17 protein-coding genes are annotated in these 14836 nt (G+C 43.0%); 3 read left to right on the top strand and 14 right to left on the bottom strand.

What is annotated here, in order from left to right; genetic code table 11:
* Window positions 1-169: 169 nt before the first annotated feature.
* The 8 genes from hisIE to AC1DVK_RS02605 form a co-directional block, all read right to left on the bottom strand.
* Window positions 170-826, bottom strand: a complete 657-nt coding sequence (hisIE, locus tag AC1DVK_RS02570) for a bifunctional phosphoribosyl-AMP cyclohydrolase/phosphoribosyl-ATP diphosphatase HisIE (protein WP_284469275.1) — start codon at window positions 824-826, stop codon at window positions 170-172.
* A complete protein-coding gene (gene hisF / locus AC1DVK_RS02575) occupies window positions 823-1581 on the bottom strand; it encodes an imidazole glycerol phosphate synthase subunit HisF (protein WP_410860543.1) in 759 nt (252 codons plus the stop codon). Before hisF ends, hisIE begins: the two co-directional genes overlap by 4 nt.
* Window positions 1582-2316 carry a 1-(5-phosphoribosyl)-5-[(5-phosphoribosylamino)methylideneamino]imidazole-4-carboxamide isomerase gene (gene hisA, locus AC1DVK_RS02580; RefSeq protein WP_089361944.1) on the bottom strand — a complete coding sequence of 245 codons (735 nt, stop codon included), beginning with the start codon at window positions 2314-2316 and terminating at the stop codon, window positions 1582-1584.
* Window positions 2313-2945 (bottom strand): imidazole glycerol phosphate synthase subunit HisH, encoded by a 633-nt coding sequence (gene hisH / locus AC1DVK_RS02585; protein WP_089361945.1) that lies wholly within the window; start codon window positions 2943-2945, stop codon window positions 2313-2315. The genes hisA and hisH overlap by 4 nt, the downstream gene beginning before the upstream one ends.
* Window positions 2946-3533 carry an imidazoleglycerol-phosphate dehydratase HisB gene (gene hisB, locus AC1DVK_RS02590; protein WP_089361946.1) on the bottom strand — a complete coding sequence of 196 codons (588 nt, stop codon included), beginning with the start codon at window positions 3531-3533 and terminating at the stop codon, window positions 2946-2948. It lies immediately after the preceding gene.
* 103 nt (window positions 3534-3636) lie between these two features.
* Window positions 3637-4917, bottom strand: coding sequence for a histidinol dehydrogenase (gene hisD / locus AC1DVK_RS02595; protein ID WP_410860545.1), 1281 nt, complete (start codon window positions 4915-4917; stop codon window positions 3637-3639).
* A gap of 16 nt (window positions 4918-4933) precedes the next feature.
* Entirely contained in the window at window positions 4934-5563 is a 630-nt protein-coding gene (gene hisG, locus AC1DVK_RS02600; RefSeq protein ID WP_061466290.1) for an ATP phosphoribosyltransferase, read from the bottom strand.
* Window positions 5553-6740: an ATP phosphoribosyltransferase regulatory subunit gene (locus AC1DVK_RS02605; RefSeq protein WP_477625761.1), complete on the bottom strand. Its 1188-nt coding sequence runs from the start codon at window positions 6738-6740 to the stop codon at window positions 5553-5555. Before AC1DVK_RS02605 ends, hisG begins: the two co-directional genes overlap by 11 nt.
* A gap of 487 nt (window positions 6741-7227) precedes the next feature.
* Here AC1DVK_RS02605 and AC1DVK_RS02610 point away from each other — a divergent pair, with 487 nt between their 5' ends.
* The 3 genes from AC1DVK_RS02610 (at window position 7228) to AC1DVK_RS02620 (ending at window position 9174) form a co-directional block, all read left to right on the top strand.
* On the top strand, window positions 7228-8298 hold the full coding sequence (locus tag AC1DVK_RS02610; RefSeq protein ID WP_477625762.1) for a processed acidic surface protein: 1071 nt from the start codon (window positions 7228-7230) through the stop codon (window positions 8296-8298).
* A 1-nt stretch (window position 8299) separates the two neighbouring features.
* A complete protein-coding gene (locus tag AC1DVK_RS02615) occupies window positions 8300-8959 on the top strand; it encodes a class D sortase (protein WP_477625763.1) in 660 nt (219 codons plus the stop codon).
* Window positions 8960-9030: 71 nt separating this feature from the next.
* Window positions 9031-9174, top strand: a complete 144-nt coding sequence (locus tag AC1DVK_RS02620) for a YwzD family small protein (RefSeq protein ID WP_155727474.1) — start codon at window positions 9031-9033, stop codon at window positions 9172-9174.
* A gap of 33 nt (window positions 9175-9207) precedes the next feature.
* On the opposite strand, the gene AC1DVK_RS02625 is transcribed toward AC1DVK_RS02620, so the two are convergent.
* The 6 genes from AC1DVK_RS02625 to AC1DVK_RS02650 all read right to left on the bottom strand — a co-directional run bounded on the left by AC1DVK_RS02625 (window position 9208) and on the right by AC1DVK_RS02650 (window position 14793).
* Entirely contained in the window at window positions 9208-9726 is a 519-nt protein-coding gene (locus AC1DVK_RS02625) for an acyltransferase (RefSeq protein ID WP_089361951.1), read from the bottom strand.
* Window positions 9723-10391: a pyrophosphatase PpaX gene (ppaX, locus tag AC1DVK_RS02630; RefSeq protein WP_089361952.1), complete on the bottom strand. Its 669-nt coding sequence runs from the start codon at window positions 10389-10391 to the stop codon at window positions 9723-9725. The genes AC1DVK_RS02625 and ppaX overlap by 4 nt, the downstream gene beginning before the upstream one ends.
* Window positions 10381-11325 carry a nucleoside recognition domain-containing protein gene (locus AC1DVK_RS02635; protein WP_410860554.1) on the bottom strand — a complete coding sequence of 315 codons (945 nt, stop codon included), beginning with the start codon at window positions 11323-11325 and terminating at the stop codon, window positions 10381-10383. Before AC1DVK_RS02635 ends, ppaX begins: the two co-directional genes overlap by 11 nt.
* Window positions 11326-11352: 27 nt before the next feature.
* Entirely contained in the window at window positions 11353-12165 is an 813-nt protein-coding gene (lgt, locus tag AC1DVK_RS02640) for a prolipoprotein diacylglyceryl transferase (protein WP_410860556.1), read from the bottom strand.
* A gap of 26 nt (window positions 12166-12191) precedes the next feature.
* Window positions 12192-13127: an HPr(Ser) kinase/phosphatase gene (hprK, locus tag AC1DVK_RS02645; protein WP_061465574.1), complete on the bottom strand. Its 936-nt coding sequence runs from the start codon at window positions 13125-13127 to the stop codon at window positions 12192-12194.
* Window positions 13128-13686: 559 nt separating this feature from the next.
* Window positions 13687-14793, bottom strand: a complete 1107-nt coding sequence (locus AC1DVK_RS02650) for a DUF4097 family beta strand repeat-containing protein (RefSeq protein ID WP_286140755.1) — start codon at window positions 14791-14793, stop codon at window positions 13687-13689.
* Window positions 14794-14836 lie beyond the last annotated feature (43 nt).

Consider the following 14836-nt stretch of genomic DNA (forward strand, 5'->3'; position numbering starts at 1 on the left):
GGAGACCCTGCAGGCGCAATGGCGCCGAGGGCGGACCGCCCGCGGAAAGCGAGTTTCTTGAGCGGAAATCAACGTCCAAATAACAAGCAAAAAAAACTGAAGACAAAGTTGATTTTCATCGAGTTTGTCTTCAGTCTGAGCCCTCCTAATGACGGAGGGCCATCACCATTCATTCGGTTTCTTTTGGTTCGTCCTTATCGGAATGTCTAGCCTTCAATACATCAAGCACCGCTTGGAAAGGCAGTTCTTGTTCCTGAAGAAGAACGAATAAGTGATAAAGGAGATCGGCACTTTCCATGGAAAGTTCCTCTGCATCGCGGTTTTTGGCAGCAATGATGACTTCCGCGGCTTCTTCACCGACTTTTTTCAGGATTTTATCAACGCCTTTTTCGAATAAGTAAGTTGTATATGAACCTTCAGGCATTTCCGATTTTCTTTTTTTAATCAATGTTTCCAATTCCGCCAAGAAAGTCACATTCGCCTGCATGGCTTGTCCAGCTTCATTGTTTTGGTAAATCGATTCGCTAAAACAGCTTGTTGCCCCTGTATGGCACGCTGGACCTGCAGGAACGACTCGAACCACCAATGCATCTTGATCGCAATCATACTTCATTTCGATGATTTTCTGTATATTACCGCTGGTTGCTCCTTTATGCCACAATTCATTGCGCGAACGGCTGAAGAAAATCGTTTCGCCTTTTTCGATGGACAATTTTAGAGATTCTTCATTCATGTAAGCAAGTGTCAGCACTTCACCGGTTCCGGCATCTTGAATGATTGCCGGTATTAGACCTTTATCGTCGTATTTAATAGTTTCAAGATTCATCGTACAACCACTCCTTGTTGTTTGAGAAACGCTTTGACTTCTTTGACGGATGTTTCTTTATAATGAAAAATCGATGCGGCTAATGCTGCATCCGCTTTACCTTCTTCAAAAGCTTCCTGGAAATGCCCCGCGTTACCTGCCCCGCCCGAGGCGATGACCGGCACCGAAACAGCTTCAGATACCGCTTTTGTTAAAGCGATATTAAACCCTTGTTTCTCCCCATCACAATCCATGCTAGTCAATAAAATTTCACCTGCACCGCGGCTGACGGCTTCCTTCGCCCACGCGATCACTTCCCATTCAGTCGGTTTTCGACCGCCGTGGGTGTATACGCGCCATGATCCAAGCTCTTCGTCATATCTGGCGTCTATAGCGACAACGATACATTGTTCCCCAAAATAATCAGAACCCTCATTAATTAAATCAGGCCGCAGAATGGCTGCTGTATTTAAGGAAACCTTATCTGCGCCAGCGCGTAAGATTTTCTTCATATCCGCTAGAGAATTAATACCGCCTCCCACTGTAAACGGAATTGCCAAGCTGCCAGCTACCGCTTGAACGACGTCGACAATCGTTTCCCTGCCTTCATGTGAAGCGGAAATATCAAGGAAGACAAGCTCATCGGCACCTTCCTGATCATAAAAGGCTGCAAGCTCGACCGGATCTCCAGCATCCCTAAGGGATACAAATTGTATGCCTTTAACTACGCGTCCATCTTTTACATCGAGACAAGGAATTATTCGTTTTGTGAGCATTTAACCACGCACCTTTTCTAGTGCTTCTTCCACAGTAAAGCGATTCGTATAAAGCGCCTTGCCAATGATTGCCCCTGCAATTCCTTGAGCTTCATATTCTTTGAGGGTGATAAGGTCTTCCAGGGAACTAATGCCCCCCGAAGCAATCACCTTTTTCCCAGTTTCCTCCGCCATCGCCAATATACCTTTCACATTCGGACCCGAAAGCATACCATCTGTCGCGATATCAGTCACGATAAAGATCTCTGCACCAGCATCGGCCAGTAATTTGCCAAGATCTATTGCAAGGGTTCCAGACGTTTGAAGCCAACCATGAGTGGCAACCCTGCCATCCTTCGCATCGATCCCTATTGCGATATGGCTTCCATATTTCCTAATCATATCTTTAGTGAAATCAGGGTCTGAAACGGCCGTGCTGCCTAGAATGACACGTTCCACTCCATTATCCAGGTAATGGGCTATATCCCGTTCAGTACGGATGCCTCCGCCGATTTGAATGCGGGCCCCTAACTCACTTGCAGCTTTAATTACGTACGAATCATTGATGCGCACTCCCTCTTTAGCTCCGTCAAGGTCGACCATATGTATCCAATCGGCTCCTTGGTCCGCAAAGCTTTTAGCCATATCGAAGGGGGAATCGCCATAAACGGTTTCCTGATTGTAATCTCCCTGGATTAAGCGGACGCATTTGCCTCCGCGCATATCAATCGCCGGGTAAATAGTAAAGTTGCTCATGCTTCTTCCTTCCCTTCTACTAATGACAGATAATTTCTCAAGAGTGACATGCCCATCTTCCCGCTTTTTTCCGGATGAAACTGCATTCCGAATACATTCCCTTTACCGACGATCGCCGGCACTTCCACATCATACGTCGCCGAAGCGGTAACGAATGATTCATCCGTATCGGCGTAATAAGAATGGACGAAATAAACATGTTCCTCTTCCAGCCCCTCATTCACTGGTGATGCGTGTTTAAATTCAAGACGATTCCAGCCCATGTGCGGCACTTTATAAACCTGGTCATTCGCATCCACTCCCTTAAAACGAACCACTTTACCCGGGATGAGCGATAATCCTTTTGCCGGTCCATTTTCCTCACTTTCATCAAAGAGAAGCTGCATACCAAGGCAGATGCCTAATAGGTACCCTCCACCTGCTACATATTCCTTCAGGAATTCATCTAGCTTTTGTTTTTCCAAAAGACCCATGGCATCCCTGAAAGAGCCAACGCCAGGGAGAATGATCCCTTTCGACTTTGAAAGTTCTTCAGGGTCATCGGAAATGAATGAATCGGCACCAAGACGCTCCAGCCCTTTACTTACAGAAAATAAATTCCCCATGCCGTAATCGACGATCCCGATCATTTACAACATTCCTTTCGTTGAAGGGATGCCTTTGACCCGTGGATCGATGGTAGTAGCTTCATCCAATGCCCGTCCTAGCGCTTTGAATATTGCTTCGATCATATGATGTGTGTTGTGACCGTAATGAACGATTACATGCAGGTTCATCCTGGCTTCAAGAGCGAGTTTCCAAAGAAACTCGTGCACCAGTTCAGTATCGAAAGTACCAACCTTTTGTGAAGGAAACTCAGCCCGGAACTCTAGATGCGGACGATTACTTAAATCGATGACAACCTGGGCGAGTGCTTCATCCATAGGTACGAAAGCATTTCCGTAACGTTTTATCCCGCGCTTGTCTCCAAGGGCCTCCACTAACGTTTGACCCAAGCAAATGCCAATATCTTCAGTTGTATGGTGATCATCCACGTCTGTATCTCCGTTTGCATCTACAGTCAAATCAAACTTCCCATGTTTCGTGAACAAATCCAGCATATGCGTCATAAACGGAACGCCCGTTTTAATGGAGGAATTACCTTCACCATCCACACCAAACTTCAAACTGATTTCCGTTTCATTCGTCTTTCGCTCCACACTAGCAAAACGTTCCATTACAAGTCCTCCTATCGGGGTAAGACCCCTTTTCCCAAGATGTCAAAAGCATATCAAAAGTCGTTATTTCAGTTTTTTTATTTATTTCGTAAGGATTCAGGCACTATTTCCCGGATTTTTTCACACCCCGTGATTCGATGGCACGGGCGTGGGCCTCAAGTCCTTCCATGCGGGCAAATGCAGCAATTTTTTCTGCATTTTTGCGGAAGGCCGTTTCACTATACATGATGATGCTCGATTTCTTTTGGAAATCATCCACATTCAGCGGGCTGGAAAAACGGGCGGTTCCGTTAGTAGGCAACACATGATTGGGACCTGCAAAGTAATCCCCTACAGGCTCCGAGCTAAAGCGGCCAATGAAGATTGCCCCGGCATGCCGGATTTTAGCCATAACTTCAAGTGCATCATCGGTCACAATTTCCAAATGTTCAGGTGCAAGTTCATTTATGGCATCAATAGCGTCTGCCATATTCCCGCATACAACAATTCTTCCATAGTCCCTTATGGCTGCTGCAGCAATATCATGGCGCGGTAGTAACGCTACCTGCTTGGTCACTTCTGCGGCCACTTCTTCTGCAAGGGACGTGGACGTCGTCACCAAAACACTGCAAGCACGGGGATCGTGCTCTGCCTGTGATAGCAAGTCAGCCGCAACTTCTGCGGCGATGGCGGATTCGTCCGCCAATACCGCTATTTCACTTGGTCCTGCAATCATATCAATGGCGACATCTCCGAATACTTCCCGCTTCGCTAGTGCCACATAAATATTTCCCGGACCCACTATTTTATCCACTTTTTTTATTGTTTCCGTCCCATAAGCGAGAGCCGCTATTGCCTGAGCCCCGCCAACTTTATAGATTTCCGTAACTCCGGCAATTTTGGCAGCTGCCAACACCGCCGGCGATAATTTCCCATCTTTCCCTGGAGGAGATACCATGACGATCCGTTCCACCCCCGCTGCTTTAGCTGGCATCGTATTCATCAGTACAGACGAAGGATACGCCGCTGTGCCTCCAGGTACATAAACACCCACAGCATCAAGAGGTGTTAATTTTTGTCCTAGCATCGTTCCCGTATCATCAGTCATAAACCATGAATTTCGAATTTGTTTCTCGTGAAACAATTGAATATTATTTGCCGCTTCTTGAATAATATCAAGCTGCTCCGGAGTCATGGCCGCTGCCGCTTCTTCCATTTCCTGTTCCGATACAAGTAATTCCCCTAGACTGACACCATCGAAACTTTCGGTATAGCTATTTAAAGCGGCGTTTCCGCTTCTCCTGACTTCATAAATAATATCCTGAACCGCTTTTCTTTGATCGGCAGTACCTGCATCAACTGAACGTTTCAGTGAAATCCCTTCCGCAAACCGTTCTATTTTCATACGTTCACCTCATTTACTATTCAATAATTCCTGCTAGCCGATCGACAATTTCAGTAATCCTTGCTTCTTTAATTCGATAGCTGACAGGGTTTGCCACCAGCCTAGAAGTCACATCGGCAATTTTTGCATATTCTACGAGACCGTTTTCCTTCAATGTCCGTCCCGTTGAAACGATATCCACGATTCGTTCAGCTAAACCAATTAACGGTGCTAACTCAATAGACCCATTCAACTTAATGATCTCAACTTGCTCTCCCTGCTCGCGAAAGTAGCTGGAGGCAACATTCGGATATTTACTGGCTATTTTGGGGGCGATGTCACTTATTTTCGTACCAGGCAGACCAGCCACGGCTAAGTAGCAGGCACTGATTTTCAAATCAAGTAACTCATATACATCACGTTCTTCCTCCAACATGACATCCTTCCCTGCAATTCCAATGTCAGCAACGCCGTGTTCCACATAGGTTACGACATCCATCGGTTTAGCTAAAATGAAACGGAGATTCTCCTCTTCCACTTCAAGGATCAATTTCCGGGAATCATCAAACTCAGGAGGGAGACGAAAACCGGCCCTTCTTAATAGCTCTGCCGCTTCTTCAAATATTCTCCCTTTTGGCATCGCAATCGTTAAAAAGCTACTTTTCATCTTTTCCATTCCCTCCATTCCCTACAAATAAATGCACTTCAGAAAATGTTCTTGTAAAAGCATCGACATTTTGAACAACTGTAATATCTTGAATCGTTACCAATTTCCCTTCGGATCGTTTTGTTCTTGCAAATTCAATTGCTTCCAATCTCCGTTCGGGACTGAATAAAATACATTCCGGTGCGACAGGCTGCATCGGCTCCCCAAGAGCTTCGGCAAGGCGATCCACCCGGATTGCAAAACCTGTGGCAGGAGCATTCCAGCCGAACTTTCCAAGCAGATTATCATACCGGCCGCCATTGCCGATTGGCGAACCCACATGTCCCGCATACACTTCAAATAAAGTTCCCGTGTAATAACTCATATGACTGACCAATGTTAAGTCGAAGCTAACATATTGATCGACGCCAAATTCTTTCAACTGCTCAGACAATTCCTTCAGTTCAGCCAAAGAATCTTGCCCTTTATTATTTTCAACCAACCCTTGCGCCATTTTAAGGGTGCCTTCACTGCCTCTTAAGGAGGTAAATTCGATAAGCCGCTGTTTATCAATGGATGAAAGCGGCAGCGATTTTACATGCTCCCGAAAACCAACATAATTCTTTTCATATAAAAACTTCCTTAATATAGAGGCTCTTTCCTCCGTACCTAGAATGCTCAAGAAAAGTTCTTGTAAAAATCCGATATGTCCAATGGAAATCTTAAATTCCTGAAGACCGGCAGCCTTTAGAACATCCGCAAGCAGGGCAATCATTTCAGCATCTGCACTAATGGACTTATTTCCGATACACTCAATACCAATCTGTTCGAATTCTGCCGGCCGGCCTCCTTCACGCTGCTGTGCCCGATATACATTCGCAGAATAGGCCAGGCGAAGCGGAATTTGCTGTTTTAATAATTTGGATGCTGCGACTCGTGCAATGGGGGCTGTCATCTCGGGACGAAGTACGAGCGTATGTCCCTGGGAATCAAGAAGTTTAAACAATTGTTGATCTAAAATTGCCGAAGCCTCACCAATTGTTTCATAATATTCCAAAGCAGGCGTTTCAATAAATTGATAACCCCACTTCTTGATTTCATCACTCATTTTATTTCTGGCCGATACTTTCGTTTCATACAGCACCGGCAATGTATCTCTCATGCCTAATGGTTTCTCAAACATAAATGGCTTCGTCACGACTGCACTTCCTTATGAAATATTGATTGCTATATATATCCAATCAGTCCGCCTAAAGGCAAAAACCAATGTCATTGCCATAATTCCTTTTTGTTTATCTTTCCAAAATTGCAGGCTTAAATCCAAATTTCAGATAACATATAAAAATATTATCAAATAAAATGACATAATCATATAAATACTCACAATAATCTATCAAATCGCTTTAGTTCACTAATATGGTAGCAAGGTGAAGCTACTAATAGTTTACCCCTGCCCCAACCTAACGTCAAGAAAAAGGTGAGTAATCCCATGACTCCAATCCCATGACGGTCTTTGATATTTCTTCATGACCTTTTTAAGGTCAATTGGAAGGAGCCATGCCCTTTTCCCCGGATAAATATTCCTATCTTTAGCCATTCATTGTTATAAATGTATACCTTTTGGTTTAGCTGCTTTATAATATTAGGAGTTTGGTATTATTATAAATTTTTAGGGGGAAATGGAATTGAAGAAATATTTTTCTTTTTTTGTGGCGCTTATCGTACTTTTTTCGCTCGGTTTTAGCGGAACAAAGAGTTTCGCCGCCACTAAGATCGACCAGGATGAGCTTAATGCATACCTATCTGAAATCAGAATGACTCAAGAAGAATTGGAAGAGTATTTAGGCTTTTACGACTTAACATTGAATGAATTGGAATCTGTAGAAGAGTTGCGTGATACATTAGGACCGGCCGTCACTCCTAAGACTTTACAGGATCTACTGAAAGAATATGAAATGACCGAAGCTGAACTTACGGAATTATTAATAGATTACGGTGAATTGGAAGAAGGAGATTCAATCATCGATACCTTCCACTTCATTTACGACATAGAAGATATCATCGATTTGGAAATGGGTTATGATGATGAAGAGACGGAATATGATGATGAAGAGATCCTCGATTTAATGGATGGGCTCTTTTCTGAGATCGATCTTACAGACGAAGAGCTGGATAGATTCATGAACCACCTTTTACCTATCGTCGAGGATCCTTCTTTTGAAGATCGTTTAATGGCAATTTCCGATAGGATGAACCAACTCGATTATTTTGAAACAATTGATGAATTGTCTGCAGAGCAAGTGGCGGAATTGCTTTCTATATATAATGATCTGCAAAACTTGCTGCAAATTCAATTCAAATTCGCCTTAATTCAGGATGGCGTCACTACAAACCTATCCCTTGAGGCTTTATTCCAGCTTAAGGAATTGACGAATGCTAGTTTACTAGTTTCCATTTATGATTTAAACGGCAATCTATTGCTCGATTTTAAATTGACAGGTGAAATGATTGGTTCCGATTTAGTGAAAGAAACCGGGAATGACATCAAACAGTCCACTGAGGTCATTTCGAAAGTGGTTGAAGTAAAAAAAGAAAAGAAGAAGAAACCCGAGAAACACGCAAAACCCGTACATAAAACGGAAAAAGGCGGAGTGCTTCCTAAAACTGCTGGTAATTACCTATTCGGTGCTTTAATCGGTTTAGTGATGATGGGCATTGCTTTCGGATTAATTAGAAAAGCGAGACTTGCAAATTAAGATGAGCAAAAATAGGCAATCCAGGCATAAGAGAAAATGGTTACTCATCACGGCTGTTTGCTTTTTAAGCCTTGGTTTTTATTTTACAACGACAAACGCCTATACACTATTAAAAGGCTATGCCATATATAAATGGAATAAATCTGAAACACCCGAGACGACGGAGCTGGTCGAGGCGACGGCTAAGCTCCCAGGACCGAAGACGAAAGCAGATATTCCCGATGGGCCTGAACTATATGATGAACGGCCAAAGACAGGTGATTTGATGGGTGAGCTTTATATTCCAAAAATCGAGGCAACACTCCCAATTTACCATGGAACGGATGAAGATGAACTCGAAAAGGGTGTCGGCCATTATGCAGGGTCTGTCCTCCCCGGTGAAAAGGATAATTCCGTTTTATCCGGGCATCGAGATACCATTTTTAGAGATCTGGGTGAAGTCGGTAAAGGTGACTTGCTGATAGCCAAGACAATAGCTGGTACGTTTACATATAAAGTGAGGAAGGTTCGTATCGTCGATGCAGATGACCGTACCGTGATCGTTCCCAAGCCTAAAGCAACACTTACAGTAACAACCTGCTATCCTTTTTCATATATTGGTAGTGCACCGGAACGATACGTATTGGTTGCCGATTTATTGAAAACGGAAATAGATAAATGAGATATGGGGGCTGAAGTTGTTCAGCCCTCTCTTCATAAATCCTAAAAAGATTGTAGGTGGACAAGCTGAGTATGGATAAACAAGCGCAGGAAAAGTTTTTTCGAATCTTGAAAGACACTTATGAAACGACAGTGAACAAGGAAAATATATCGATTAACGAAGTCATAGATCATCTAAAGAATGAACTGACTCCGCTATACCCAAAATGCCATTAAAAAGACCTGCCGCATATTTGGGCAAGTCTTTTTTCATAAAGAAGTTTGCTGATCCCTCTCAAGCATTTCCTCTTTCGTATATATGATTTTCATTGGATTTCCCCCGACGAAAGCTCCCTCTGGAACATCCTTATGGACTAGCGTCCCTGCAGAAACAATCGCTCCATTACCAATTGAAAGCCCTGGAAGAATGGTCGAATTGGCTCCAATCAATACCTCATCCCCAATGACTACATCTCCTAAACGATATTCATGAATCAAATATTCATGAGCGAGAATCGTCGTATTATAGCCAATGACTGTATTAATTCCCACGGATATTTTTTCAGGAAACATCACATCCGGCATGACCATCAAAGCAAACGAAGTATGCTTTCCGACTTTCATATGTAAAAAATTCCTGTAAAGCCAATTCTTCATACCCAGAAAAGGCGTATAACGCGCTAGCTGTATCACCACAAAATTCTTTACGACTTTCCAGAATGGAACGGTCTTATACACATGCCATAGTGAATTTGCCCCTTCAACTGGATAGCGGAACGTGCGTCTCATTTTCTATCCTCCATGAGCTTTTCAACCTCAACGATATTCAATAAATCTGCCATCTGCTCAAGCATATAGTCAGGATGGTAACTTTCCAAAAATTCACGGCCTTTAATGGACCATGAGACCCCTGCCGTTTTTGTCCCTGTGTTTTTCCCGCCCAAAATATCATGATAACTGTCACCAATCATGATCGCTTCCTCAGGAACCGAACCGAGTTGATTTAAAGCTTTTTCCAAAGGCTCTGGGTCCGGCTTTGCTTTTTCAACCTCATCCAGCGTGACCACCACTTCAAAGAACTGATCCAGTTTGCTTAATCTCAGGCCCTTTTCGACGACATCACGTTTCTTTGTCGTAACGACCGCCAATTTATAGCCGCTCTGCTTCAATGTTTGAACGGTTTCGAATACCCCGTCAAATTGTGTGACAAGCAAATCATGGTTCTTCCAATTATGCTCCCGATAGAAAGCGATCATTTCATCCACTCGTTTTGGATCAATGGACGAAAAAGTATCAACCAAAGTCGGGCCGATGAATGTAATGATATCTTCCCGATTGAACTTTCCAGGACAAAAATGATTTAAAGTTTCTGTAAAAGAGGCGATGATCAATTCATTTGTATTGATCAACGTCCCATCAAGATCGAATAATAATGTAGTTATTTTACCGTTCATATACAGCTCCCTTTCTCTGTACTCTGTCAGTCCGATTCCAAATATACGCAACGGCCATCGTTAGAACAATAGCCGTGAGTAAGCGAATAAATAACAACGGCAAGACCGGAATCCCCAGTGGAATGAAAATCAGTGTGTCTTCTACAACTGCATGACAGGCAACTAAAAAGATGAATGCAATCGTCATATCCTTCTTCGAGACATTATCTTCTTTCGCTGCTTGAATCATTACGCCTGCCCCATATGCCAAACCAAGAGTCAAACCTGTCACGAAAGGCATCGAAGCATTCGGCTTCATCCCCAAAACCTTCATAAATGGAGCAAGGGCTTTTGAGAAGGCTTCCAGCCATTTCAAATCTTTCATGATTTGAACCACTACCATTAGCGGAATAACGATGACCGCCAGCTGGGCGATTCCGGAAAGGGCCTTGATGACCCCATGTAAAAGGATTGCACCCGCTCCGGTAATCTCAACAGTCTCCCCGATAGCCACTCCATGGGCCATTTCAGATCCGCCCTGCCAAACAAAATTGATGACGATTGCTGACAACAGCGCGAGCCCGATCCTTACTGTTAATATAATCCACAGCTTGACACCGGTTTTCATCGCCACACCTGACTCGATCAATAAATTATGTGAAAAAGATAGCATCATAGCGATAATGAAAACTTCTTTAACAGTCAAATCAAGCGTTAATATGCCCGCTATCGCTGCATACAAATTCAGGAAGTTCCCTAACACGAGCGGAATGGCCGCTTCCCCTGGAAGACCGATGAGATTCATTAAAGGAGCTATCAAGTTGATGATAAATGGTAATACAGGCGTATATTGAAGCACAGTGACGATCAGAGTAACTGGAAATATGACTTTTCCTAAAGACCAAGTTGTATTCAAGCCAGATAGAAGTCCCTTTTTAACCGAATCCACTATCACTATGCCCTCTCCCTTTACACATATTCCCTATTCATCTAAATATCTTTTGACTGCTTGCCCACTGACCCTTCTATAGACCACTAAAACAATGGCAACAACTACTAACACAATCGAGATAACTTGTGCGATCCGCAGTGATTCCGTCAGCATCAAACTATCCGTCCGGAATCCTTCAATGTAACAACGGCCGATGGAATACCATATCACATAGGTTAAAAATAGTTCACCCCTGCGCAGGTTCACTTTCCGTAAACTTAAGAGAATGATTACACCGACGATATTCCAAATCGATTCGTACAAAAAGGTTGGGTGATAGTACGTACCGTTTATGTACATTTGATTTATGATAAATTCAGGCAAATGCATATTTTCAAGGAATGACCTTGTTACTTCTCCCCCATGTGCTTCCTGATTCATGAAATTACCCCAACGGCCAATCGCCTGCCCCAACAATAAGCTCGGTGCAGCAATATCCACCAGCTTCCAAAATGAGACCTTCTTGACCTTGGCAAAAATTATGGCAGTTAACACCGCTCCAATCAATGCACCGTGTATGGCGATTCCGCCATTCCATATTTTTATGATATCCCCTGGGTTTTGTGAATAGTACTCCCATTGGAAGATGACATAATATATACGGGCACAAATGATCGCGATTGGGACGGCAAACAAAATTAAATCAGTAAATATCTCTTTATCAAGACCTCTTCGCTCCGACTCCCTTAATGCGATAATAAGACCCAATAACACACCGAAACCGATGATTAGCCCATACCAATGTACCTGAATGGGACCTAGATCAATCGCTATCGGATTCAGCGGCTGTATTCCTTGTTCCATTTTGTCTCCTCTTTTCCTATAACCTTTTAAAATTCATCATGTTCCGGATCTGCAATTGCATGGTTCAAGCGATCTGAAAACTGTTCTGCAGCATTTACTCCCATTCGTTTCAGGCGGTAATTCATGGCTGCCACTTCAATGATAACAGATAAATTTCGGCCTGGACGTACAGGTACGGTTATTTTCGTCACTTCTGTATCGATGATTTTCATTTTTTCTTCATCTAGACCAACCCGGTCATACTGCTTGTTTTTTTCCCATAGTTCCAGATTGATGACGATTGAGATCTTTTTATTGCTCCGGACTGCACCAGCTCCAAAAAGTGTCATTACATTAATGATTCCCAACCCTCTTATTTCAAGAAGATGTTCGATTAAATCCGGCGCATTCCCGACTAGCGTATCCTGGTCTTCCTGTCGGATTTCTACACAATCATCCGCTACGAGACGATGACCCCGTTTCACTAATTCCAAGGCTGTCTCACTTTTACCGACGCCGCTTTTACCGGTGATCAGCACACCTAGCCCATAGATATCCACCAATACACCATGAACAGCAGTAGTTGGTGCCAATCTACTTTCAAGGAAATTGGTCAAACGGCTGTATAATCGTGTTGTCTTCATACTAGACCTCATCACAGGAACGGATTCCCGCTCAGAAGCTTCAATTAACTCTATCGGCACTTCCTGACCACGCGTAATGATGATGCCTGGAGTAAAGTCCCTGCATAACTCTTCCATCCTTTGTATTCGCTCCGGTTCATTCAACCGATTAAAAAAGGACATCTCCGTCATACCTAAAAGCTGTACTCTATCCGCGGGATAGTAATCAAAAAAACCGGCTATTTCAAGTCCTGGACGAGATAGATCACTCGTCACAATTGGTCGGTTAATTCCTTCTTCCCCACTGATAAGTTCTAGGCCAAACGCTTCAACTATATCCTTTGTACGGACTTTTGCCATATATCTTTCCTCCTTTTGGAGCGATGCTATTTCTAGAGATACTTTTACTATTTTAGCATTTTTCTGTTAATAACCAAACAAAGCATTATCGATTTATTGATTTTTTATTCACTTCCTTCGGCTGATGGCAGCGGGAAGGTCCCTGTGAATAGGAAAAAGATGAGCTGAACATACATGAATCCTTACACTCGTTTCATGCCAATATAAGAAAGCCCGCCAGTTTATATCGGCGGGCTCACTTTGTAGACAAAAGTAGTCGGAAAACGTATCTTTCAACAAATGATGTTCCCGAACCAACTCCAAAGCATTCAACTACTTAGGTATGGTTTCTATCTAAATTCAATAAAAAAGTTGATTGGAGAGGAGCGTGCGGGACTCCTGCAGGAAAAGTGCGTCCAGGGGAGAACCCCGCAGGCGCAAGCCAGGAAAAGCGATTGTCTGGAGCGGAAATCAACATCCAAATTGTACAAGCCATAAAAAAAATGTAGGCAAACTCGATTTTCATCGGATTTGCCTACATTCTGAGCCCGCCAGTTATATCAGCGTGCTTTATTTTTCTTCAGGAAACCGTTATCGCAGCAGTCTTGGTTTCTGCAAAAACATGAAGAACAGGGACCTCTTCTTTAACCGTTTTAAACTTAAGGACCTTTTGAACGACATCACTTTTCTCTTCGATGATGGTCATTCCTTCCAAGCTTACATTAAAGCTTCCTAAGTTGGATTTTAACTCTCCTTCAATCGCCTTACCTTGTGGCAGGATCAGCTGGACTTTTCCTGTAACTGACTTAGCATGTATTGAATCGCAATCCATCCCTGAATTTGTACAGACGATTTCCCCATTGAAAGTTTGAACATCCACTTTCTTGAAGTACCCATCGGCATTAATCGCTCCATTCAGGGTCTCAGCTTCCAAGTAATTAAAGTTGGTATCTGAAATGGTGATCATTCCATTACCCGTTTCAAGCTCACACGAATCACCTGTACCCTGCATGATATGAATGGCACCATTCGCTGTTTTTGCTTTAAGGTTCTCTGATTTCAATGACTCTGTCGTGATTGCACCATTGAACATCCTCACATGAATGTCATCATATTCCTTCCTTGGAATGTACATGATCGTATCGACCTTTATGGATTTTTCACGAACCTTGAACTTCATCTTTCCATCCTCGATCGAAAAATCGACTTCCTCCAAAAGGTTTTTCCTAGCTTCTTCCATGTCCTCCACCCGGTATACCTTAGCTTGGCATTCAACCCGGACATCATTCTGATTCCATGTAGCGATTCTTATTTTCCCATTTGCTATATCTACATCAACTTCATTTAGAAAATCATAATCATGCTGAAAAATATGACTGACCTCCACAGATTTCCCGAAATTGAAATCAAGGTCTGTTTCTTTGATTTTCTTAAAAGCAGTTTCAACGAAATCAATAATCTTTTCCTTCGATGACTGGATATTCTTCTTAAACGTATCCTGAGTGCTTCCTTCGCTTTGCTTATCCACGACAACCGTCGATAATTCATTTTGTAATTTCTGCTCTTTTGCTTCACTTTCCTGACTAGCTTTTTCTAATTCTTCTAAAAGGCCCATAGCTTCTTCCGCTGATAGCTTGCCATCTTGAATCATTTCTAAAATTTTCTTTCTTTCCTCCTGCATGAACATTCCTCGCTTTCTCCTATCATTTTATTTATACATACGCCCAGAT

The organism is Peribacillus sp. P4_B1 (assembly GCF_056402395.1).